Raw genomic sequence first — 22,282 nt, forward strand, 5'->3', positions numbered from 1 at the left:
CTTTACGGGACGACGTGGGAAGGATGTGACTTTTTTGTCATATCGGTCACTTTGGCTGTCATCCACAATGACAAGCTGCTTACGGTGGGGCGGACCCTTCCCTCAATCAAAGGAAAGTCCCATGGAAGCCCGTCCCTCCACCTTCCCGGCCCCCAGCCACAGCCCGCCGGGTAAAAGCCGCTTCAGATTTCCCCGCCCACCTTTTGCCGCCCATCTTGGTGCCGACGTACCGGCATCCCTGGTGGTGTTCCTGGTGGCCCTCCCGCTCTCGCTGGGCATCGCAGCCGCGTCGGGGGCGCCCATCATGGCAGGTCTCATTGCCGCAGCCGTTGGCGGAATCGTGGCCGGAAGCCTTGGCGGCTCACCGCTGCAGGTGAGCGGACCCGCAGCGGGGCTTACCGTCGTCGTTGCCGGCCTGGTCCAGGAGTTCGGCTGGCAGGTGACGTGCGCAATCACCGCGGCCGCCGGCGTCGTGCAACTCCTGTTGGGCATCAGCCGCGTGGGCAGGGCCGCCCTGGCCGTTTCGCCGGTAGTGGTCAAGGCAATGCTCGCCGGCATCGGCGTCACCATCATCCTGCAGCAGCTCCATGTGCTCCTTGGATCCAAGCCGGCAGGCTCGGCCCTCGAGAACCTCGCGGCACTGCCGGCAACCATCACCAACCTGGAACTGCATGCCGCCCTGCTGGGACTCGCCGTCGTGGCAATCCTCCTGTGCTGGAAGTTCCTGCCCGCCGCGGTCCGGCGAATCCCCGGCCCGCTGGCCGCCGTCGCCGCAGGCACCGCGCTGGCCGTGGCCTTTGCCCCCGGCGTTGAGCGCATCTCACTGGACGGCTCGATCTTCGATGCCGTCGCCCTCCCGCAACTCCCCGACAGCAACTGGCGCGCCTTCGCCTTTGCCATCCTGACCATGGCCCTGATCGCCAGCATCGAGTCCCTGTTGTCCGCCGTCGCCGTGGACAAGATGCAAACCGGCCCGCGGACCAGCCTGAACAGGGAGCTCATCGGCCAGGGCACGGCCAACATCGTTTCCGGATCGCTGGGCGGACTGCCGGTGACGGGCGTTATTGTCCGCAGCGCCACGAATGTTGAGGCGGGCGCGGCCACCCGGGCATCGGCAGTCCTGCACGGTGTGTGGGTCCTGGCGTTCTCAGCCCTCTTTGCCGGCCTGATCCAGTTGATCCCGCTGGCCGTCCTGGCCGGCCTGCTGGTGGTGATCGGGGGACGCCTGATCAAGGTGGCCGACATCAGGACCAGCCTGCGGACCGGTGACCTCACCATTTACGCAGTGACCCTTGTCTGCGTGGTGTTCCTGAACCTGCTGGAGGGTGTCATGATCGGCCTGGCCCTCGCCGCTGCCAGTGTGCTGTGGCGCGTCCTGCGGGCCCCCATCAAGGCGCACCGTCCCGCCGCGCCGTCAGCGCCCTGGCGCGTCACCGTAGCAGGATCGTGCAGTTTCTTCGCACTGCCAAAGCTTAACGGCGTCCTCCAGTCTGTCCCCGCCGCCGCGGACGTGGTGGTGGAGCTCAACGCCGACTATGTTGACCATTCCTTCCGGGAAGCCCTGTTGGCCTGGCAGCTCCAGCACCAGGCCGGGGGCGGGACGGTAAATCTTGAGGAGCACGGCAACACGGTCTTCCGGGACGCTGCCCACCAGGCTCCCCGGCGCGAGGAGGCCAGCGAACTGCCCCTTCCGCCCCGGAAGGAGCCGCTGCTGCAGGGCGTCAACAAATACCACCGTAGGTTCGCCCACCAGGTCCGCCCGCTGGTGCACGACCTGGCGGAAGGGCAGAGTCCCGACAGCCTGTTCGTGGCCTGCGTGGATTCCCGCGTCAATCCCAACCTGATCACCAGCAGCGGTCCCGGCGACCTGCTCACGCTGCGGAACATCGGCAATGTGGTGTGCGCCGACGGCCAGGACGCCTCGACTGCCTCGGCCCTGTCCTTCGCCGTCAACGGACTGGGGGTGCGGTCGCTGGTGATTTGCGGGCACTCCAACTGCGGCGCCATGAAGGCGCTGCTCGCAGAAGCCGACGGCGAAGACCACGGTTCCCTGGGTGCGGCATTCGGGCAGTGGCTGGACCATGCCCGGCCAAGCTACGCAGAGCTGCTTGCAGGTCATCCGGTGGGCCGGCAGGCGGCCGCAGCGGGATACAGCCGAGTGGACCAGCTGGCGATGGTCAACGTGGCCGTGCAGTTGGCCAAGCTGCAGAACCATCCGGTGGCGGGCCCGCCGCTGGCTGCGGGGAAGGTCCAGGCCACCGGCCTCTTTTACGACATTTCCACCGCTCAGGTCCTGCAGATCACCACCACCGGAATCGACAACCTTGACCCCGCCTGCGAGGCCGCGTTTCAGGTCAAGGCATTCGCGGACCGGTAAGGTCCCGGCCGGCCACCTGAAAGGGCCCGAAACCGGCAGGCGCCCCGGTCCCATCCGGGCCGGGGCGCCTGCCGCGCATTTATCGGGGAGCGTTCGCCTGCTTCTGCGTCCTGGAGGAGTCCATGGGACTGGAACGGGCGATGTCCCAGGCATTGGTTGACGCCGCCATCAGCAGGGCGGCGCCGAGCATGTGGGCCGCCACCAGCAGCGCCGGAATGCCGTTGTAGTACTGCGTGAAGCCAATGATGGCCTGAAGCACGGTGACGCCCAGGAGGGCCAGGACGGCCGTCCGGAAAGGCCCCTTAATGCCACGCCTGAAGACCAGCACCAGGGCCACCAGCGTTCCGGCCGTGACCAGGTACGCCGGCACGGCATGGATGTGGGAGAACAGATCCCAGTCCAGGTCGTTGCGGGGAGCATCGGCGTCACCGGCATGCGGGCCCGCCCCCGTGACCACCACACCAAGCATCACGGCGACGGCGGAGAAAAGGGCGACGGCGGCCGTCACCGGGCGCAGGGCAGCGGGCAGGGCGGCGGGCCGGGAGGCAAGGAAGCGGCCGGTCCGTCCGAAGACCCGGTTGACCAGCAGCGTGGCGAATACCACCAGCGCCATGGAAACCAGGAAGTGCAGCCCAACAACCCATGGGTTGAGGTTGGTGAGGACCGTGACGCCGCCAATCACCGCCTGGGCGGGGATGCTGGCCAGCAGGCCCAGGGCCAGGAGGAAGAGATCCTTGCGTTCCTTCCGCAGGTTCCACAGGTACACCAGCATCAGGGCAGCAACGGCGGCCAGCGCGAACGTCAGGAGTCGGTTACCGAACTCGATGAAGCCGTGGATCCCCATCTCAGGGGTGTTGACCAGCGAATCCGTGGTGCACCGGGGCCAGGTGGGGCAGCCGAGGCCTGATGCCGTCAGGCGAACGGCGCCGCCGGTGACCACCAGGAGCGTCTGGCCGATCAGGGACGCGACGGCGAGGCGGCGGATCCTGGCGTCCACGGTGCGTGGGAGCCGCGATGCCAGGCGGCCGGCGAGCTGGGGGAGGCGTGAAGCCGTGGTCACGATTATCTCAATTCCACTTGAACCAACGGATGGCTGCGGCTCCGGCGATAACCGTCCAGAGCAGCAGGATGAGGGCAGCGCCGCCGTTGACGGCGCCATCCAGGAAGGCGGCCCGCATTGATTCGCCCAGCGCGCCGGACGGCAGGAAGTGCACAATGGCCTGCGCCGCGGCAGGCAGTCTCTCGGCGGGGATCACGATGCCGCCCAGTGCGCCGAGGAGGATCCACAGCAGGTTGGTGATGGCCAGCGTGGCCTCCGGCCGGACTGTTCCGGCCACCAGCAGACCCAGCGCAGTGAAAGCCGCCGCGCCCAGCGCGAGCAGTGCCAGCCCCGGGAGCCAGCCCGCCGCCGTCGGCTGCCATCCCAGCGCCAGGGCTACCAGCCCCACCACCACCACCTGAAGGCACAGGACGGCCAGGACCGAAAGGACCTTGCCGGCAATAAGGCCGCCACGGCCCAGCGGCGTGGTCGACAGGAACCGGAGCACGCCGTAGCGGCGGTCGAAGCCGGTGGCGATGCCCTGGCCGGTGAACGCCGTGGACATCGCGCACAGCGCGAGGATCCCCGGAACCGCCACGTTGATGCGGCTGGAGCCCATCCCGTCCAGGAAAGGGGTCACCGTCAGGCCGACCAGCGCCAGCAGCGGCAGCACCACTGCAAGGATCAGCTGTTCGCCGTTCCGCAGCATGGTCAGTGCCTCATACTTGCCCTGCAGCAGGACGCGGCGCAGCAGGGAGGCCGGCTGCTGGATCTCCCGCGTTGCTGCCGTGCTCATCGGATGTCCTTTCCTGAAATGTCCAAAAAGACGTCTTCAAGGCTACGCGCCTGGAGGCTCATTGATGCGGGCATGACGCCCTTCGCTTCCCACCACTGGGCCAGCGCGGCGAGGTGGCGCGGGGTCAGGGCGCCGGTGACGGTGTAGCTTCCGGCGCGGGATTCTGAAACATCCACGCCATCCGGCAGCACCGCGGCCACATCCAGGCCGGCCGGTGCCTCGAACACCAACGTCCGGATGTGCTCACCGCCTTGGCCGGCTGCCGGGGTGCGCTGCAGCAACTCCTGCACTGTTCCCTCGGCAACGTTGCGGCCGCCGTCGATGATGTACACGTAGTCCGCCAGGCGCTGGGCGTCGTCCATAAGGTGGGTGGTGAGGATGATCCCCATCCCGCTGTCCCGCAACTCGGCGATCAGGTCGAAGACCAGCTGCCGGGACTGCGGGTCCAGGCCGGCGCTCGGCTCGTCCAGGAAGAGGACTTCCGGCCTGCCGATGAGGGCGGCGGCGAGAGCCAGGCGCTGTTTCTGGCCGCCGGACAGCCTGCGGACGCTGGTACGGCTGAAGGTGTCGATGCCCAGCCTGCCCACCAGGTCCTCCAGGGGCCACGGGCGGGCATACAGCCCTGCAATGTGCCGCAGCAGCGGCAGGGGCCTTGCCGACGGCGGGAGGCCACCGTCCTGCAGCATCACACCGACGCGGGAACGCAGGTCAGCGCCTGCCGCCGCAGGGTCCTGATCCAGCAGTGAGATACTGCCGCCGTTGCGCTTCTGCAGGCCCTGCGCGCATTCGAGTGTGGTGGTCTTTCCGGCGCCGTTCGCGCCCAGGAGCGCGGTTACCTGTCCACGCTCCGCGATAAGTGAAACGCCGCTGACAACCCTGAGCATCTTTCCGTCCAGGCTGGAAAGGGGGCCAACGTCCTTGATGAGCCCATGGATGGACAGGACGGGGGACTGGGGGAATCGCACCACAGTATTCTACGGGATGTAGTATTTCCCGACGTCCGACGTCCGACGCGGTTATGCGGCAGTGGCAGCCAAGGTCAGCCTGTCCTTACTGGAGTGCGGGACTAAATTACGACATGATTGTGTTGTGTATTCCATGATCAACGCTACAGCTGTGCCCGTGGCCGGTGCCGCGGCATCCAGTCCTGTCGCTGATGCCGACGAGCGGACCCGGGACCGGGTCCTCGCTGCCGTCCTGGAACATGGACCCGTCAGTGCGGCCGAGCTCGGAGACATGCTGGGGTTCACCCCGGCCGCAGTCCGGCGCCACCTGGACCACCTCTCCCGTGCCGGCGTCATCGAGGTCAAGAAGGTGGCCAAGCCCGGAGCGGGTGCCGGCCGTCCCGCCCGACGCTACGTCCTCAGCTCCCAGGGCCAGTCCAGCCTGGGCAACGACTACCTGGACATCGCCGCCCTTGCGCTGCAGCAGCTGCAAAAGATGGCCGGCCCGGATGCCGTGCGCGCCTTCGCCGAGGAGCGTTTTGCGGATATGGAGCGCCGCTACGCACCTGAAATCGAGCAGGCCGGACCGGACATCCGGGACCGTGCCAATGCACTCGCAGCCGCCCTGACCCGCGACAACTTCGTGGCCTCCGCCGCGTCCATCGAGGCAAAGGCACCGCTGCCCGCGGCGCTCTCGAGCGTGCAGCTCTGCCAGGGGCACTGCCCCATCCAGCAGCTGGCGGCCCGCTTCCCGGTGTTCTGCGACGTCGAAACCGAAGTTTTCTCAAGGCTGGTGGGCGTTGACGTCCGACGCCTCTCCACCCTGGCGCGCGGTGGCCACGTCTGCACCACCCACATTCCTACAGGCAGGCTGTCTGCCAAGCCGGTCACTGCGCCGGCCGCAGCCCCCGCCAGCCTGGACGAAGTAACCAACCATCAGTAAGAAAGGCCGTGATGACGGACCAACTATCAGAGAAAGCAGTAGCCGAAAACACTGTGATCTCGGAGATTCTGGAAAAGAATCCCGAGCTCCACGGCATCGGCAACTACGAGTACGGGTGGGCTGACAAGAACGACGTCGGCGCCAACGCACGCCGTGGGCTCAGCGAAGAAGTCGTCCGGGACATTTCGGCCAAGAAGAGCGAGCCGGAGTGGATGCTTGACCTGCGCCTCAAGGGCCTGAAGTACTTCGACCGCAAGCCCATGCCCACCTGGGGTGCGGACCTGTCGGGCATCGACTTCGACAACATCAAGTACTTCGTCCGTTCCACCGAGAAGCAGGCTGCCTCCTGGGACGACCTCCCCGAGGACATCAAGAACACCTACGACAAGCTGGGCATCCCGGAGGCCGAGAAGCAGCGCCTGGTTTCCGGCGTCGCCGCCCAGTACGAGTCCGAGGTTGTCTACCACCAGCTGCGCGAGGACCTTGAGCGGCAGGGCGTCATCTTCCTGGACACCGACACCGCGTTGAAGGAACATCCGGAGATCTTCCAGGAGTACTTCGGCACCGTCATCCCCGTGGGCGACAACAAGTTCGCCTCGCTGAACACCTCTGTCTGGTCCGGCGGCTCCTTTGTCTATGTTCCCAAGGGCGTCCACGTGGACATCCCCCTGCAGGCATACTTCCGCATCAACACCGAAAACATGGGCCAGTTCGAGCGGACCCTGATCATCGCGGACGAGGATTCCTACGTCCACTACATTGAGGGCTGCACGGCTCCCATTTACACGTCGGATTCCCTGCACTCCGCAGTGGTGGAAATCATCGTGAAGAAGGGCGCCCGGGTCCGGTACACCACTATCCAGAACTGGTCCAACAACGTGTACAACCTGGTGACCAAGCGTGCCATCTGCGAAGAAGGCGCCACCATGGAATGGGTCGACGGCAACATCGGCTCCAAGGTCACCATGAAGTACCCGGCCGTGTACCTGGTGGGCGAGCACGCCAAGGGCGAGACCCTGTCCATCGCGTTCGCCGGCGAAGGCCAGCACCAGGACACCGGCTCCAAGATGGTGCACATTGCGCCGAACACCAAGAGCTCGATCATCTCCAAGTCCGTGGCCCGCGGCGGCGGACGCGCAGCATACCGCGGCCTGGTCCAGGTCCGTGAAGGCGCCAAGCACTCCGCCAACACCGTCCGCTGTGACGCGCTGCTCGTAGACACCATCAGCCGCTCGGACACCTACCCGTACATCGACATCCGTGAGGACGACGTTGTGATGGGCCATGAGGCAACTGTTTCCCGGGTCAGCGAAGAGCAGCTCTTCTACCTGATGTCCCGCGGCATGCGCGAAGACGAAGCCATGGCGATGATCGTGCGCGGCTTCATCGAGCCGATTGCCCGCGAGCTCCCCATGGAGTACGCACTTGAGCTGAACCGCCTCATTGAACTGCAGATGGAAGGGTCCGTCGGATAACGATGACTGAAATCACTACCGAAAAGGCACGCATCGGCGCGCCCTCAGCCCAGCCGTTCATCGACGGCTTCACCGAAGAAGGCGAGAGCCTCTCGCCGATCAACGCCAACGGCAAGGCCCCGCTTGCGGGCGCTTCAGCCAAGAGCCACTCCCACGGCGGCGGCGTCGGCGTACCGGACAGCTCACGCGCCGGCCGGCTGACGTCCTACAAGCTCGCTGACTTCAAGCCGCTCACCGGCATGGAGGAGGACTGGCGTTTCACCCCGCTCAAGCGCCTCCGCGGCCTGCATTCCGAGGTCCTGTCCGGCGCGGCGCCCACCGTGATCGTCAAGGGCCCGGAAGGCGTCGTTGTCGAGGGCGTCGGCCGCGACGACCAGCGGATCGGTACCGCCGGCATCCCCGAGGACCGCGTCTCCGCCAACGCCTGGGAGAATTTCGCCCAGGCGACCGTGGTGACCATCCCCGCGGAGTTCGAAGCGTTGACGGAGATCACCATCGACGTCGAAGGCACGTCCCTGGACGCCGCCGCCCAGCACCTGGTGATCGTCGCCGAAAAGTTCTCCAAGGCTGTTGTGGTCCTGAACCACAAGGGCTCCGCCGTGGTTTCGGAAAACGTTGAAATCATCGTCGAAGACGGTGCCAACCTCACGGTTGTCTCGCTCCAGGAATGGAACGACGACGCTGTCCACGCCTCCTCCCAGCAGGCAAAGATCGGCCGTGACGCCAAACTCAAGCACGTCATGGTGAGCCTTGGCGGGGACCTGGTGCGCGTCACGCCGTCGGCCCGCTTCACTGCCCCCGGTGGCGAGGCCGAACTGTTCGGCCTGTACTTCGCCGACGCCGGCCAGCACCTTGAGCAGCGTCTCTTCGTGGACCACGCGGTACCCAACTGCAAGTCCAACGTCCTCTACAAGGGTGCCCTGCAGGGCCGCAACGCCCACGCTGTCTGGGTTGGTGACGTCCTGATCCGCAAGGAAGCAGAAGGCACCGACACTTACGAGGCCAACCGCAACCTGCTGCTCACCGACGGTGCCCGCGCCGACTCGGTGCCCAACCTCGAAATCGAGACAGGGCTCATCGAGGGTGCAGGCCACGCCAGCGCCACCGGCCGGATGGATGACGAGCACCTGTTCTACCTGATGGCCCGCGGCATCCCCGAGGATGTTGCCCGCCGACTGGTGGTCCGGGGCTTCCTGAACGAAATCATCCAGCAGATCAAGGTCCCCTCCATCGAGGAGCGGTTGACCGAGGCTGTTGAGCACGAACTCGCACTGACGGACAACTAGAAGCTACGGAGCACGGTTTTCAGATGACTGACCAGCCAAAGGGCGAGCTTGTCTGCAAGGTGGACGAAATCCAGGTGAAGCAGGCGCTGCGGATCCTGATCGACGACTACCCTGTGGCGATCGTCAAGGATTCCATGGGGGAGATCCACGCGATCGGCGACACCTGCTCACACGCGGACATTTCACTGTCCGAAGGTGACGTGGATGGCTGCACCATCGAGTGCTGGGGCCATGGCTCGCAGTTCGACCTCCGCAGCGGCCAGCCGCTGCAGCTGCCCGCCTACGATCCCGTCCCGGTATTCGCCGTCGAGATCGCAGGCGATGAGGTCTACGTGGATGTCACCAACGTCCTCAACGGCGCCGAAGCTCCGAACTTCAGCTAGCACCACAGAATTACGAACCACACTTCCAGACACAGAGCGCACCGCAGCCGGCAGGCGCGGCGCAGAGGAGAACAAGACATATGTCTACTCTTGAGATCAAGGACCTGCACGTCAGCATTGAGACGGAACAGGGCACCAAGGAAATCCTGAAGGGCGTCAGCCTGACCATCCGCACCGGCGAAACCCACGCCATCATGGGCCCGAACGGCTCCGGCAAGTCCACCCTGGCCTCCACCATCGCCGGGCACCCCCGCTACAACGTCACCAGCGGCTCCATCACCCTGGACGGCGAGGACGTCCTGGAGATGAGCGTGGACGAGCGTGCCCGCGCCGGCGTATTCCTGGCCATGCAGTACCCGGTGGAGGTCCCCGGTGTCAGCATGACCAACTTCCTGCGTACCGCAAAGACCGCCATCGACGGCGAAGCCCCCAAGCTGCGCACCTGGACCAAGGACGTCAAGGCTGCCATGGAGCAGCTGCGCATCGACGCTGACTTCGCCCAGCGCAACGTCAACGAAGGCTTCTCCGGCGGTGAGAAGAAGCGCGTGGAAATCCTGCAGCTGGAGCTTTTCAAGCCGAAATTCGCCATCCTGGACGAGACTGACTCGGGCCTGGACGTAGACGCGCTGAAGGTTGTTTCCGAAGGCGTCAACCGCGCACATGCGGAAGGCAACATGGGCACCCTGCTCATCACGCACTACACGCGCATCCTCCGCTACATCAAGCCTGACTTCGTCCACGTGTTCGTGGACGGACAGGTTGTCGAGGAGGGCGGCCCCGAGCTGGCCGACCGCCTCGAGGAAGAAGGCTACGACCGCTACGCCAAGGGCGCCGGCGCTGCCACCGTCGCCGCCGAAGCCGCAGTACAGGCCTAGTTAGGACTTGCCATGACCGAAATCAAGCCGGGCCGTACGGCCCTGGAGGACGTCGAAGAGGCGCTCAAGGACGTCATCGATCCTGAGCTTGGCGTCAACGTCGTGGACCTTGGGCTGTTGTACGGCCTGAAGTACTCCGACGACGACGGTGCGCTCCTGATCGACATGACGCTCACCACCGCCGCCTGCCCGCTCACCGATGTGCTCGAGGAGCAGGTAGGCCAGGCGCTGGACGGCGTCGTGGACGATTGGCGCCTCAACTGGGTATGGATGCCGCCATGGGGTCCCGAGCGGATCACCGACGATGGCAAGGACCAGATGAGGGCCCTCGGCTTCAACATCTAAAAAAAGTACGACGACGGCGGGTCACCTTCCCTGGGAAGGTGGCCCGCCGTCGTCGTTCCCACCGCCATCGACTGCTACATACCTGCCGTTTTCACGCCCCATAACGACACCTGCGGAGCAATCGATGGGTTAAAGAGTGGCGGCGCTGAAGGTGTCGCACTGCTTGATGTCGCCGGACTGATAGCCCCGGGTGAACCAGCGCTGGCGTTCCTCGCTGGAACCGTGCGTCCAGCCCTCGGGGGAGACCCTGCCGGTGGCTGCCTTCTGGATCCGGTCGTCGCCCACGGATGCGGCGGCGGACAAGGCGTCGTTCACGTCCTGCTGGGTGAGGGGTTCCAGGTACGGTTGGCCCGTGGCGGGGTTCGGCGTGGTGGAAGCGTATTTGGCCCACAGACCTGCATAGCAGTCGGCCTGCAGTTCGGTGCGGACGGACCCGGACTCCGGTCCCTGCGGATCCTGCTGCGCCCGCCCCAGGTCGCCGAGGATGTTCTGGATGTGGTGGCCGAATTCGTGGGCCACCACGTACTCCTGGGCCAGGGGGCCGCCGGAGGAACCAAAGCGGTCCACCAGTTCCTGGAAAAAGCCGGGATCGAAGTATGCGGTGGTGTCCGTGGGGCAGTAGAAGGGGCCCACCTCGGATGTTGCGGACCCGCACCCGGTGTTGGTGCCGCCGCTGAAGATCACTGCCTCCGGACGGGGGTACTGCACGTTGTACTGCTTAAGGTAGCCGGGCCAGAACGCGTTGAGGCTGTTGACGGTGCCGGTGATCCGGCAGTCAAGGCGCGCGTCGGCGTCCGCCCCGGTGGTGCAGGCCGGTGCCGTGCCCTGCGACTGTCCTGCGGTTCCGCCGTCAGTCAGGCCTCCGAGCATGTTGGGGTTGATGCCGAGCAGGAGTGCAACGAGCAGCACCAGGCCGCCACCGATTCCGCCGCCGATCTTCACGCCGGTGCCCATGCCCCGCCGGTCCTGGACCTGGGAGGGATCAAGCTGCACGTTGTCATTGAAACTCATATCGTCACAATACCCGCGGGCCGGGGGCTCAACCCATGGCGGCCGGTAAAGTTGGTTCGTGCCTTTCCTCGACAAGATCCAGCTCTGGGCTGGGCAACGGCCGCACGACACCGCCGTGGTGATCGCCGGGCGGCGCCTGGCCTGGGATGAGCTGGTGGATTCCGCCGCCGGCCTGGTGCCGGAGACGAAGTCAGTCACCACCTTGTGCCAGTCCAACTCCGTGGATTTCGCCGTAATGTTCGCTGCAGCCGTGGCGGGCAGCCGCCAGTGCGCAGTCCTGGACCCGTCCTGGCCCGCACCCCTGCAGGAGGACATTGTCCGGCGGGTGGAGGCTTGCGCCGTTCCGGCCCCGGTCTCCCCGGATGACGACCTGGCTGACGGCCCTCCTGACGCCGGCTTCCTCATCGGACTGACCTCCGGCACCACTTCCGTGCCCAAGGCATTCACGCGTTCCCGGCGGTCGTGGCAGCAGTCCTTCGATGCTTCGATCGAGTTTTTCGGACTCCGGCAGGATGATGTCACCCTTGCGCCCGGCCCGCTGGCCGCCAGCCTGAACCTCTATGCCCTGGCCGAATGCCTTTACGCCGGGTCCGAGTTCCAGACGCTGGAAACGTTCGACGTCGGCGACGTCCACGCTGCCATCACGTACGACAGAGTCACCCGGCTGGTCCTGGTGCCCACCATGCTGCGGATGCTCAGCGAACGGGGGATGACGGGGTGCGTCGACGCGTCCGGAATCCGCACCATCATCTGTGCCGGCTCCAAGCTCGACGCCCGCACCCTGGAAGCGGCCCGTCGCTGGGCCCCGAACGCCACCATTTACGAGTACTACGGCGCCTCCGAGCTGAGCTTCGTCTCCGGCCTTGGCCTGGTCCCTGGGCAGGACGCAGCCGCGGGCGGCACCGGAATCGGGCAGCCCTTTCCCGGCGTCGACGTCCGGATCCTGGACGACGACGGCATCGTGGTTCCGGCCGGTGGCTACGGCAACATCTGCGTCCGCAGCGGCATGGTGAGCAACGGTTACCTGTGGGGCGATGACGGCGAGGCGCTGCGGTCCTTTGGCGACTGGTACACGGTGGGGGACCAGGGCTACCTTCTGGACGGGGAGCTGCATATCCTTGGCCGCCGCGCCGACATGATCCTTACCGCCGGAAGGAACGTCTACCCGCACGAGGTGGAACTGGCGCTGGCAGCAGTCCCCGGCGTTGCGGCAGCGGTGGCCGCCGGCATGCCGGACGATCTGCGGGGCCAGCGGATAGTTGCTGGAGTGGTGGCTTCCCATGGCGGGCTTACCGCAACGCAGCTGCGGTCCGGGCTGGAGGACATCCTGTCCCGGCACAAGCGGCCCCTGCAGTACTACCTCCTGCCGGAACTTCCCACCACGGACCGCGGAAAGGTCAGCCGGAGCCTGCTGATGGAGTGGATCAATGCCAGGGACCCCAGGGTACGGGCCCTTGGCGGCTGACGTCCGGCCGGCCGGGCTCCTGCCGGCGGACCGCCAGCCCGTGATCATCGCAGCGCGCCGGACCCCGGTGTGCCCCGTCAACGGAGCCCTGCGGACCCTCCGGGCACATGAACTGCTGGCGCCGGTCCTGCGCAACCTTGTAGCAGAACTGTCATTGGATCCGGAGTCGGTCGCCGACGTCGTGATCGGCAACGCCGTGGGCGGCGGCGGAAACGTGGCCAGGCTCGCCCTGCTGGAGGCGGGACTGCCCGTCACCGTGCCCGGGATCACCGTGGACCGGCAATGCGGCTCAGGCCTGGACGCCATAGTCTTCGCCGCACGGCTGGTTGCTGCCGGTGGCAGCCCGCTCTACCTGGCAGGGGGAGCGGAGAGCACCAGCACCGCACCCCTGCGCGCCCACCGGAAGGACGACGGCGGCCCGGAGTTCTACCGCCGCGCCCAGTTTGTGCCGGCGGTCTTTGGCGATCCGGACATGGGCGTCGCGGCGGAAACGGTGGCGGCGGAATACGGCGTGGGCAGGGACCGCCAGGATGCCTTTGCGCTGGCCAGCCACCGGAAAGCCCTCGCGGCGGTCAGCGAGGGGCGGTTTGCAGACGAAATCGTGCCGCTGGCCACTGCTGCCGGAACTGTTTCAACCGATGGCGGCCCGCGCGCCGGCCTCACCCCCGCCATCATGGCCCGGTTCCCAGCCGCCTTCGTGCCGGGGGGAACTGTCACCGCCGGAAATTCCTGCTTTGACGCGGACGCCGCATCCGCCGTCGTCATCACCTCCCTTCAGCGCGCGCGCCAATTGGGGGTGCACGATGGCCTGCTGGTACGTGGCACAGGCACCGCGGGTGTGGCTCCGCAGGTGCTGGGGATTGGTGCTGCCCCCGCTGCCCGTGAGGTCCTCACCGGAGCCGGTGTATCTGCCGGGGAGGTGGACCTGGTGGAATTCAATGAGGCCTTCGCATCCCAGACCCTTGCCTGCCTGGACCAGTTGGGCATTGATGCCGGGCGGGTGAACCTGGACGGCGGCGCGCTGGCGCTGGGGCACGCCTATGGTGCGTCCGGGGCGGTCCTGGTGACGCGGCTGCTGGCCCAGGCGCGGAGGGCCGGCGTTCCGGGAACGTTGGGGCTGGCGATGATCAGCATGGCCGGCGGGATGGGAACCGCGGCACTGCTTGAGTACTGCGTGCCGGCACAAGCCTGATTGTCAGGCTGGCTGGTCCTCGGCTTCGCCCAGGCCGCGGGCGGCGAGCGCTTCACCGGTCTGCCGGGCGTAGGCCACGGAGGTGATGAACACCGGCAGGACCAGGGCCCGCGGGTTGCGCTCCAGCCCCCTGGCCCGGGCGGAGTCCCGGACGTCGGCGAACGTGCCGGCGATGAACGGGATGCTGCGCAGCATGACGGCAATGGTCAGGGCGAAGCGTTCCGGATCGGCACCCAGCCTTTTGAACGGACGCACCATCCGGACAACGCCGTCCAGGAGCCGCTGAATGGGTGTGGTGGCGGTAAGCAGGGATGCTGCCACCACGCAGACCAGGATGTTCAGGACAATCCGCGCCGCGGTGGGTCCGCCCAGCTGCCACCACTGGAAGAGGCCGATGGCCAGCAGCACCGGAGCGAGCGGCCGGACGGCACCCCACAGCCGTTTCACGCCGGCGCCGGCCACCAGGAACAGGCCGGTGAGAAAGGCCAGCACGGCAGCCGAGATATGCCAGTCCACGATGATGAAGGACGCCAGCCCGCAGGCGAAGACCAGCGCGAACTTAAGCGCCAGTGGCGTCCGGTGAAGGAGGGAATTGCCCGGCACATAGTTGGCCAGGAGGAACGCGTGGCCCCTCATTGGGTGTCCCGGCTCGCGTGGTTCAGCCCGTGGAGGCACCACGAACGGTAGGCTGCCACGGCGTCGGCGGGGGCGCCGTCGAATGCCACGCAGCCCGCTTCGATGACCAGGACGCGGTCCATCTCCAGGGCCAGGTCAAGGTCATGGGTGGACATGATGATTTGCTGGTCCAGGGTGGCCAGCGTCCTGCGGAGCAGCTCGCGGTTGCGCAGGTCAAGCAGTGTGGAGGGTTCATCCAGGACCAGCACCGCCGGGTCAACGGCGAGCACGGCGGCGAGCGCCATCAGTTGCCGTTCGCCGCCGGACAGCTCGTAGATGCTCTGGTCCGCCAGGTGAAGCAGTCCCAGCCGGTCAAGCGCCGCCTCAGCCTGGCGGCGCCGCTCCGGGCCGTTCTTCACGGAGCGGCGCAGGGACAGCTCCACGTCCTCCCTGCCGGTGGGCATCACCAGCTGGGAGAGGGGGTCGGTGAAGACGAAGCCGACGTTCCGCCTGACTTTCCGCACGGCACGCACTGTGTCGTCGCCGTCGACCGTCACCCTGCCGTTGGTTGGCTGGATGAGCCCGTTGACCAGGCGCAGCAGCGTGGATTTGCCGGAGCCGTTGGCTCCGATGATGCCCACGCGCGCTTCCTCGAGCCGGAGGGTCACTGCGTCGAGGAGGACTTTGGGTTGCGGGGAGTTCTCCGTTTCGACGGCGACGGACACCTGGTCAAAGGTCACTGCGGGCATGGCGATGGGTCCTAGGCGCTTTCGGTTGCCAGGGCACGGCGGCGCACGCGGCGCACCAGGACGTCGGGGAAGGCCCGGTGAAGCGCGACGGCGATGACGGCCGCGAGGACATTCTTGATGATGTCCCCCGGGTAGAAGATGAGGTCGCTCAGGAAGGCCTGCTCGAGGGTGGCCTTGGAGTTCAGGGCGATGCCCACGATGCCCAGCGAGTGCACCACCACGACGCTGGTGACCGTGGCGGACAGGAAGAACCAGAGGGCGCGGGCCTTGGTGGTGCGCTTGATCACAACAGTGGCCAGCCATCCCACGATGCCCGCGGCGATGGGGAAGGCGATGATGTAGCCGGCGGAGGGCACGGCAAGGATGCCCAGGCCGCTGCGGCCCTGGCTGAAAATGGGGAGGCCGGCGAGGCCAAGGAGGGTGTACAGGCCGACGGCGGCGAAACCGCGCGCCGGGCCCAGCACCAGGCCGGTGAGCATGACAGCCAGCGTCTGGAAGGTGATGGGGACGCCGAAGCCGTTCAGGGCCAGTCCCGGCACCAGGGCGGCGCCGGCCACGAGGGCGGCAAAAACGGCGATGAGCCCCAGGTCCGTGCCGTTCCAGCGGCGGCGCTCCGTCCGCGGGCTGTTTTTGGGGGTGATGTCGGTGTTGCTCATGGTGGTCCTGTCGGGGTTGTACAAGCCGAATCTAATGTACAGCCGACGCTACCGGGGTGGAACGGGGCCCATTTTGTAGGGGACCTACTAAACAGGGGAGCCGCGGCTTTGGGCTGGGCACAAGGAGCCTCCAAATGGGTACCTTTCGCCGTTACTCCTGGGTGGGCGACGGGCTAGGCTCCCACTATGAAGCCCCGGGGCATTCTCCTGCTTGCCATGGGCGTGGTTGTCGGAGCGTTGGCACTGCTCACCCTGACCGGCCACATGCTTTCGCCGGGCCCGCCCTGCCCGGCAGTCGGTTATGCCTACACAGGTGATGTGGAGGTGACTTTTTCACGGCCACCCGGGTCAGCAGCTGCTTGTTTCGGGGAAAGCTGCATTCCTCAAGACGTGGCAGCTAATGCTGGGGGCAAATGGCTGGTCCCGCAGTCCCCGCCCTACTTGAAGCCCCCTGTCAGTGTCACCTCGATCTATGTGGAAGCCACGGATTTGCCGGGCCACCGCCTATCCCGCTACCTGCCAATAGAAACAGAATCAACCGGCGAACATCCTTTTGGGCCCGGGTGCGGAGGCCCTTTCAGGTTCAAGCCCGTATATGTGGCTTTCGACTGAAACTTCTGAAGCTGGCCTGCGCGCTGCAGTGTAGGGGCATTAATTAGGGGGAGCCCGGGATTGTTTTGGATGCCTGGAGCAACAACACTGAACGAACTGGGAATTGCGGTGGTATTTAACTCGGGGGGCTAAATTGATCAATTATCCGTTTTTCGGTGGGCGCGCGCGTGGTACCACTGCCCGGTCTTTCTTTCTTTTCATAATTCGGGGCGTTGATCCATTGGCTGGTCCCCGTCGGCGACGTTGGTCGAACCTGCGGTTGCAGGGACTTTTGACAGCGTTGGTTGTTGCGTTCTGCGCCCTGGTGGTGCCCACCCCAGCGACGGCAGACACGGGCGATGTTGGGGTTGCGGGTCCGTCGCATTCCGGCACGGGCACGCCCACAGGAACCAAGCGCGCCACCAGCGTGCTGTGGTTCAACGACGGATCCTGGTGGGGGAACCTCTGGGACTCTGCCACCTCCGATTTCCACATCTTCCGGTTCAACTCCGGGACGAGTTCCTGGGTAGATACCGGCGTGGCCACGGACGGACGGGCGGACACCCATCATGACGTGCTGTGGGACGGGAAGACGCTGTATGTCGCAAGCTACAAGTTCGTGAATGATGAGTCGCCCGCTGAGCCCAACTTCCCCACCACGATGCGCCGGTACAGCTACGACGCTGGTACCAAGAAGTACACGCTGCTCGGCTCCACCCAGATCAACAACTCCAAAGTTGAAGTCTTGACCATCGATAAGGACTCCACCGGCAGGGTCTGGTCCAGCTGGCAGGAGGACAACAGGATTTACCTGAATGTGACCGCCACTGACGGCAAGACGTGGGGCACTCCCTTCCAGGTTCCCGGATCAATGAGCAATGTCTCCGTGGACGATACGTCGGCAGTAATTGCCTTTGACGGGAAGATCGGCGTGATGTGGAGCCGGCAGGTGGGGGACTCCACGGACGGCATGTACTGGAGCTACCACGTCGACGGGGCGTCAACCACGGCCTGGAGCACTCCTGTGGCGGCTGTATCCGGGCAGCGCAGCAGCGATGACCACATGAACCTGAAGTGGCTGGACTCCTCGGGCGGCCGGGTGTTCGCGGCCATCAAGACGTCGTACACGTCCGCGTCACAGCCGCTGATCCAGCTGCTGGCCCTCAGCGGCACCACATGGTCCGCGCACACGATCGCCACCGTTGCGGAGTGTCCCAACCGGGTGATTGTCATGATCGACGAGAGCACCCAGAGGCTGCGCACCTTCGCTACCTATCCAAAGCCGTCCGGCACTGCCGACGCCGGTGTCTGCACCAGCTCGGGCGGTGCAGTTTACGAAAAGTCCACACCGTTGGACAAGATCAGCTTCACCACCACCAAGACTGCCCGCATCGTCGATGCCGACCAGTTTGTGCACAACGTGACGTCGACGAAGCAGAACGTCAACAGTGCGGCGTGGGGCACGGCCGACAGCGGCCTGTTGCTGCTGGCAGACGTTAATGCCACAAACCAGTACTGGCACTACTACGATCCCACCGGTGGCGGCACTGACACGACGGCTCCGACCGTGACGGCGACGTCTCCCGCTGCTGGTGCCACCGGCGTGGCAGTGACGGCCAATGTGACAGGGACGTTCTCGGAGGGCATTGACGCCTCCACGGTCACACCGGGCACGTTCACGCTGGCCAACGGGACGACGCCCGTGACCTCGACAGTGTCCTACGGCGCCTCCGGCAAAGTTGCAACCCTCAACCCTGATGCGGACCTCGCAGCGGCTACCGAGTACACAGCCACCATCAAGGGCGGTACCAGTGGTGTGAAAGATGTTGCGGGTATCGCCCTGGCAGCGGATAAGACCTGGACCTTCACCACGGCCGCGCCTCCGCCTGCCCAGACTCCCATTGCAGTCAAGGCAGCCTCGCTGAACGGTGCACTTGGTTCAGCCACCACGGGGGAAATCTACGGCCTGAAGGATAACGGCGGGTACCAGTGTTTTGAACGCGGTTGCATCCTCTACTCGCCGGCATCAGGGGCACACGTCTCAACTGGCGCCATCCGTGGACTCTGGGCAGCTACAGGGTTTGAAAACGGCAGGCTCGGCTACCCGGTCACCGATGAGGTCGGCGGGCTCAGGGACGGCGGGGTGTACCAGAACTACCAGGGCGGTGCCATCATCTGGTCACCAACGACAGGGGCCCACATCTCTGTGGGTGCGATCCGTGGCCTGTGGGCGGCCACAGGGTATGAAAACGGCAGGCTCGGCTACCCGGTCACCGATGAGATTGGCGGGCTCAGGGACGGCGGGGTGTACCAGAACTACCAGGGCGGCGCCATCATCTGGTCACCAACGACAGGGGCCCACATCTCCGTAGGCGCCATCCGTGGACTCTGGGCAGCTACAGGATATGAAAACGGCAGGCTCGGCTACCCGGTCACCGATGAGGTCGGCGGGCTCAAGGACGGCGGGGTGTACCAGAACTACCAGGGCGGTGCCATCATCTGGTCACCGGCAACAGGGGCCCACATCTCCGTAGGCGCCATCCGCTCAATCTGGGCCTCCACAGGGTATGAATCAGGTCGTCTCGGCTACCCCACAAGCGATGAATACGCGACAGGGAATGGAAGTGTGGCCCAGAACTATCAGGGTGGCGTCATCCACTGGAGCCCGAGTGGCTACTACATCTCCTGGTCGTAAGGACCGGACTGCCGTGACTTGGTAACGTTTGCCCCATGCCCATCAAACTGGAGAACGTCGGCATTGCAGTCCGGGACCTGGAAGCCGCGATAGCGTTCTTCACCGACCTCGGTCTCAGCGTCCTGGGCCGCCAGACGGTCAGGGGAGAATGGGCCGACACGGCCGTAGGCCTCGATGGCAACCATGCCAGGATCGCCATGCTGCAAACGCCGGACGGCCACGGCCGGCTCGAGCTGTTCGAGTACATCCACCCCGAAGCGATCGAGACTCCACCCACACTGCCAAACGAGATCGGCATGCACCGCGTTGCCTTCTCGGTGGACGACATCGACGCCGCACTGGACATTGCGGCCAGGCACGGCTGCCACCCCCTGCGCGGGGTGGCCACCTACGAAGACGTCTACAAGCTCACCTACGTCCGGGGACCGAGCGGAATTATTGTCATGCTCGCGGAGGAACTGAAGAAGGGCTGACCGCCCGCTGCAATATACTCCGAACATGCCCAAGAAGCACCAAGCCCTTAATGCCCATCGGTCCGTTGCCGTGCTGCGCGGAGGCCAACTGTGAGCGGCGGTCTCGTTGCCCTGCTCGACGACGTTGCGGCCCTTGCCCGGATTGCGGCAGCCTCGGTTGACGACGTCGCCGCCGGCGCCGCAAAGGCGGGGGCCAAGGCCGCCGGCGTAGTGATAGACGACGCCGCCGTCACCCCCCAGTACGTTTCAGGGGCGGACCCATCCCGCGAACTGCCCATGATCAAACGGATCTTCTGGGGCTCCATCCGGAACAAGCTGCTGATCATCCTGCCGGCACTGCTGCTCATCAGCGCCTTCATCCCGGGTGTCATTCCCTACATCCTCATGCTGGGCGGCACCTACCTCTGCTATGAGGGCGCGGAGAAGGTCTGGCACAAACTCCGCGGCAGTCACCATGAGGACGAGGAGTCCCCGTCAGTGGAACGCGGGCCCGATGCCGAGGCCAAGGTTGTCAAGGGAGCCATCACCACGGATTTCATCCTGTCCTGCGAGATCATGGTGATCTCGATGAACGAGGTGGCAGCGGAGTCCATCTGGGTCCGTGCCTTCATCCTGGTCATGGTGGCATTCGCCATCACGGTGCTCGTGTACGGTGCCGTGGCACTGATCGTCAAAATGGACGACATCGGAATACACCTGGCTGCCAAGGACTCTGCCCGTTCCCAGCGCTTCGGCAGGCTCCTGGTGAGAGGCATGCCGGCCGTGCTGGCCGCGATTACCTTCGTCGGCACCATCGCGATGCTCTGGGTTGGTGGCCACATCATGCTGCAGGGGGCACACGACCTCGGCTGGCACGCGCCCTACGACCTGGTCCACGCCATTGAGTCCCCGGCAGCATCGGTTCCGGTTGCAGGCGGCCTTCTGGGATGGCTGGTCAACACCGTGTGCTCAGCAGTCCTCGGACTCGCCTGGGGCCTCGTCGTCCTGGCCGTTGTGGGCCCGCTGATGAAAGTCCTGCCGTTCGGCAAGGCCAAAGGCGGGCACAAAGAAGGCGCCGCTGCAGCCGGCAACGCCGGACTCGGGCCCGAAGAGTCACACAGCTGACAGCACCGGGCCGCATCCGCTGCCTCTTTCAGAAGGCGTACCGGACGCGGCAGTACGGCGCTATGTCTGCAATCAGGGCGGTGAGCTGGCGGACGTACCCCGCTTTGGCCCGTGACCGGTACCGGACGTTGCTGAAACCATTCGAGGAAACTTTCCCTTCCTGAAGATCGGGACGCCACAGGTCAACCTCGGCCTGAGGGTGCCAGCCGAGGTTGACCTGGTGCAGTTGCTCGTTGTGCGTCAGGAAGATGACCTCCGCGGCCAGTTGCGCCTTGGCGGCGGGCGTCAGGGTTGCGTCGAGCTGGCGGAGCAGTTCCTCCCAGTCGGCCAGCCAGGTGTCGGTGATGATGACGGGGGAGAAGTTCACGTGAACCTCGTAGCCGGCATCAACGAAATCGTTGATGGCCGCCATTCTCTCCGCCACCGGTGATGTCCGGACGTCGACCGACTTCGCCAGGTCCGCGGGCATCAGGGAGAAGCGGATCCGGGTATGCCCGCCATGATTCCATTCCAGCATCGCGGGGTTGACGAACTTCGTGGCAAAGGACAGCTTGGCGTTGGGCAGTTCGCGGAAGAGCGTGACAAGATCCTCCACATTATCGCTGATCAACGCATCAACCGAACAGTCACTGTTCTCGCCAATGTCGTAGACCCAGAGCTCGGGATCGCACTGATTGGGCTCGAGTTTGATGCCCTGGCGGGCGGCGTGCCGCTCGACCGCCCCGGCGATCTGGGCAATGTTGGCGAAGACCGTGACGGGGTTGCTGTACCCCTTGTGGCGCGGCACGTAGCAGTAGGCACACGCCATGGCGCACCCGTTCGCCGTGGAGGGTGCGATGAAGTCCGCGGACCGGCCGTTCGGCTTGAAGGACAGCGACTTCTTGACGCCGAGGACCAGCGCCTCCGTCTTGATCCGTGACCAGCGGGGGACGTTGGCTTCGTCACCATGGACGTCCGGGATGTTCCAATGGTTTTCAACCAGTACGACGTCGGCATCCGGCCAACGTGCCACGATCTCCTGGCCCCGGGGCAGTTCCAAAGCGGTCGGCTGCGCGTAGATGCGGCGGATTTGGAGCAGCCGATCGAATTCCATCACCACATTCTCCATGAACCTCAGGAGCAGCAGGCCGCGTTAAGCCCACGGCATCCGCAACAAAACTACCCCCGGATGCCGTTGTTGAAATTGCGCTGCCCTGCCGGACGGTAGACTGGATTGTGCCGTTCTCCGGCCACTCTGCCCTGGCGTCCCTTCGTACTTCGTGCGCGGA

Annotated in this window: 20 protein-coding genes; 12 read left to right on the forward strand and 8 right to left on the reverse strand. The window is 65.5% G+C overall.

Going from position 1 to position 22,282, the window contains the following annotated elements; all coding sequences use genetic code 11:
• The first annotated feature begins 121 nt into the window (after window positions 1-121).
• Window positions 122-2,377 (forward strand): SulP family inorganic anion transporter, encoded by a 2,256-nt coding sequence (locus FBY36_RS18350; protein WP_142121727.1) that lies wholly within the window; start codon window positions 122-124, stop codon window positions 2,375-2,377.
• Between the two features lie 79 nt (window positions 2,378-2,456).
• On the opposite strand, the gene FBY36_RS18355 is transcribed toward FBY36_RS18350, so the two are convergent.
• Genes FBY36_RS18355 through FBY36_RS18365 form a run of 3 tightly spaced genes read right to left on the reverse strand, consistent with a single transcriptional unit; the run spans window position 2,457 to window position 5,177 of the window.
• Window positions 2,457-3,437, reverse strand: coding sequence for a COX15/CtaA family protein (locus tag FBY36_RS18355; RefSeq protein ID WP_142121728.1), 981 nt, complete (start codon window positions 3,435-3,437; stop codon window positions 2,457-2,459).
• Window positions 3,438-3,444: 7 nt separating this feature from the next.
• Window positions 3,445-4,212 carry an ABC transporter permease gene (locus FBY36_RS18360; RefSeq protein WP_142121730.1) on the reverse strand — a complete coding sequence of 256 codons (768 nt, stop codon included), beginning with the start codon at window positions 4,210-4,212 and terminating at the stop codon, window positions 3,445-3,447.
• Window positions 4,209-5,177, reverse strand: coding sequence for an ABC transporter ATP-binding protein (locus tag FBY36_RS18365; RefSeq protein ID WP_142121732.1), 969 nt, complete (start codon window positions 5,175-5,177; stop codon window positions 4,209-4,211). The genes FBY36_RS18360 and FBY36_RS18365 overlap by 4 nt, the downstream gene beginning before the upstream one ends.
• 133 nt (window positions 5,178-5,310) lie before the next feature.
• Here FBY36_RS18365 and FBY36_RS18370 point away from each other — a divergent pair, with 133 nt between their 5' ends.
• From FBY36_RS18370 to FBY36_RS18395, 6 genes are all read left to right on the forward strand, one after another.
• Window positions 5,311-6,099 (forward strand): helix-turn-helix transcriptional regulator, encoded by a 789-nt coding sequence (locus FBY36_RS18370; RefSeq protein ID WP_235008892.1) that lies wholly within the window; start codon window positions 5,311-5,313, stop codon window positions 6,097-6,099.
• Between the two features lie 11 nt (window positions 6,100-6,110).
• On the forward strand, window positions 6,111-7,574 hold the full coding sequence (gene sufB / locus FBY36_RS18375; RefSeq protein WP_142031207.1) for a Fe-S cluster assembly protein SufB: 1,464 nt from the start codon (window positions 6,111-6,113) through the stop codon (window positions 7,572-7,574).
• Between the two features lie 2 nt (window positions 7,575-7,576).
• Complete coding sequence (gene sufD / locus FBY36_RS18380; RefSeq protein WP_142121736.1) at window positions 7,577-8,860, forward strand: Fe-S cluster assembly protein SufD; 1,284 nt, start codon at window positions 7,577-7,579, stop codon at window positions 8,858-8,860.
• Window positions 8,861-8,883: 23 nt separating this feature from the next.
• The gene (locus tag FBY36_RS18385) at window positions 8,884-9,243 is read left to right on the forward strand and encodes a non-heme iron oxygenase ferredoxin subunit (protein WP_056333741.1); all 360 of its coding nucleotides are present in this window, start codon (window positions 8,884-8,886) and stop codon (window positions 9,241-9,243) included.
• A gap of 80 nt (window positions 9,244-9,323) precedes the next feature.
• Window positions 9,324-10,118 carry a Fe-S cluster assembly ATPase SufC gene (sufC, locus tag FBY36_RS18390; RefSeq protein ID WP_142121738.1) on the forward strand — a complete coding sequence of 265 codons (795 nt, stop codon included), beginning with the start codon at window positions 9,324-9,326 and terminating at the stop codon, window positions 10,116-10,118.
• Window positions 10,119-10,130: 12 nt separating this feature from the next.
• Window positions 10,131-10,463 carry a metal-sulfur cluster assembly factor gene (locus FBY36_RS18395; RefSeq protein ID WP_018761278.1) on the forward strand — a complete coding sequence of 111 codons (333 nt, stop codon included), beginning with the start codon at window positions 10,131-10,133 and terminating at the stop codon, window positions 10,461-10,463.
• Between the two features lie 129 nt (window positions 10,464-10,592).
• Here FBY36_RS18395 and ypfJ read toward each other — a convergent pair whose 3' ends face one another.
• Window positions 10,593-11,474: a KPN_02809 family neutral zinc metallopeptidase gene (gene ypfJ, locus FBY36_RS18400; protein WP_142121740.1), complete on the reverse strand. Its 882-nt coding sequence runs from the start codon at window positions 11,472-11,474 to the stop codon at window positions 10,593-10,595.
• 58 nt (window positions 11,475-11,532) lie between these two features.
• On the opposite strand from ypfJ, the gene FBY36_RS18405 reads away from it, so the two are divergent.
• Both FBY36_RS18405 and FBY36_RS18410 read left to right on the forward strand, forming a co-directional pair.
• Window positions 11,533-12,939: a class I adenylate-forming enzyme family protein gene (locus tag FBY36_RS18405; RefSeq protein ID WP_142121742.1), complete on the forward strand. Its 1,407-nt coding sequence runs from the start codon at window positions 11,533-11,535 to the stop codon at window positions 12,937-12,939.
• Window positions 12,902-14,131, forward strand: a complete 1,230-nt coding sequence (locus FBY36_RS18410; RefSeq protein ID WP_142121744.1) for a thiolase family protein — start codon at window positions 12,902-12,904, stop codon at window positions 14,129-14,131. The genes FBY36_RS18405 and FBY36_RS18410 overlap by 38 nt, the downstream gene beginning before the upstream one ends.
• Before the next feature lie 3 nt (window positions 14,132-14,134).
• Here the strand turns inward: FBY36_RS18410 and FBY36_RS18415 are convergent, their stop codons facing one another.
• Genes FBY36_RS18415 through FBY36_RS18425 form a run of 3 tightly spaced genes read right to left on the reverse strand, consistent with a single transcriptional unit; the run spans window position 14,135 to window position 16,151 of the window.
• On the reverse strand, window positions 14,135-14,767 hold the full coding sequence (locus FBY36_RS18415) for an energy-coupling factor transporter transmembrane component T family protein (RefSeq protein ID WP_142121746.1): 633 nt from the start codon (window positions 14,765-14,767) through the stop codon (window positions 14,135-14,137).
• Complete coding sequence (locus FBY36_RS18420) at window positions 14,764-15,495, reverse strand: energy-coupling factor ABC transporter ATP-binding protein (protein WP_142121748.1); 732 nt, start codon at window positions 15,493-15,495, stop codon at window positions 14,764-14,766. The genes FBY36_RS18415 and FBY36_RS18420 overlap by 4 nt, the downstream gene beginning before the upstream one ends.
• A gap of 11 nt (window positions 15,496-15,506) precedes the next feature.
• A complete protein-coding gene (locus FBY36_RS18425; RefSeq protein ID WP_142121751.1) occupies window positions 15,507-16,151 on the reverse strand; it encodes a biotin transporter BioY in 645 nt (214 codons plus the stop codon).
• An 883-nt stretch (window positions 16,152-17,034) separates the two neighbouring features.
• Between FBY36_RS18425 and FBY36_RS18430 the strand changes: the two genes are divergently transcribed.
• From FBY36_RS18430 to FBY36_RS18440, 3 genes are all read left to right on the forward strand, one after another.
• Window positions 17,035-19,437, forward strand: coding sequence for an Ig-like domain-containing protein (locus tag FBY36_RS18430; RefSeq protein ID WP_160141909.1), 2,403 nt, complete (start codon window positions 17,035-17,037; stop codon window positions 19,435-19,437).
• 35 nt (window positions 19,438-19,472) lie between these two features.
• Entirely contained in the window at window positions 19,473-19,910 is a 438-nt protein-coding gene (locus FBY36_RS18435) for a VOC family protein (RefSeq protein ID WP_142121753.1), read from the forward strand.
• Between the two features lie 90 nt (window positions 19,911-20,000).
• Window positions 20,001-21,014, forward strand: coding sequence for a DUF808 domain-containing protein (locus FBY36_RS18440; RefSeq protein ID WP_142121755.1), 1,014 nt, complete (start codon window positions 20,001-20,003; stop codon window positions 21,012-21,014).
• Window positions 21,015-21,042: 28 nt separating this feature from the next.
• On the opposite strand, the gene FBY36_RS18445 is transcribed toward FBY36_RS18440, so the two are convergent.
• Window positions 21,043-22,107, reverse strand: a complete 1,065-nt coding sequence (locus tag FBY36_RS18445) for a spore photoproduct lyase family protein (protein WP_142122712.1) — start codon at window positions 22,105-22,107, stop codon at window positions 21,043-21,045.
• Window positions 22,108-22,282: the final 175 nt, after the last annotated feature.

The sequence above is a fragment of the Arthrobacter sp. SLBN-122 genome (assembly GCF_006715165.1).
GTDB lineage: Bacteria > Actinomycetota > Actinomycetes > Actinomycetales > Micrococcaceae > Arthrobacter.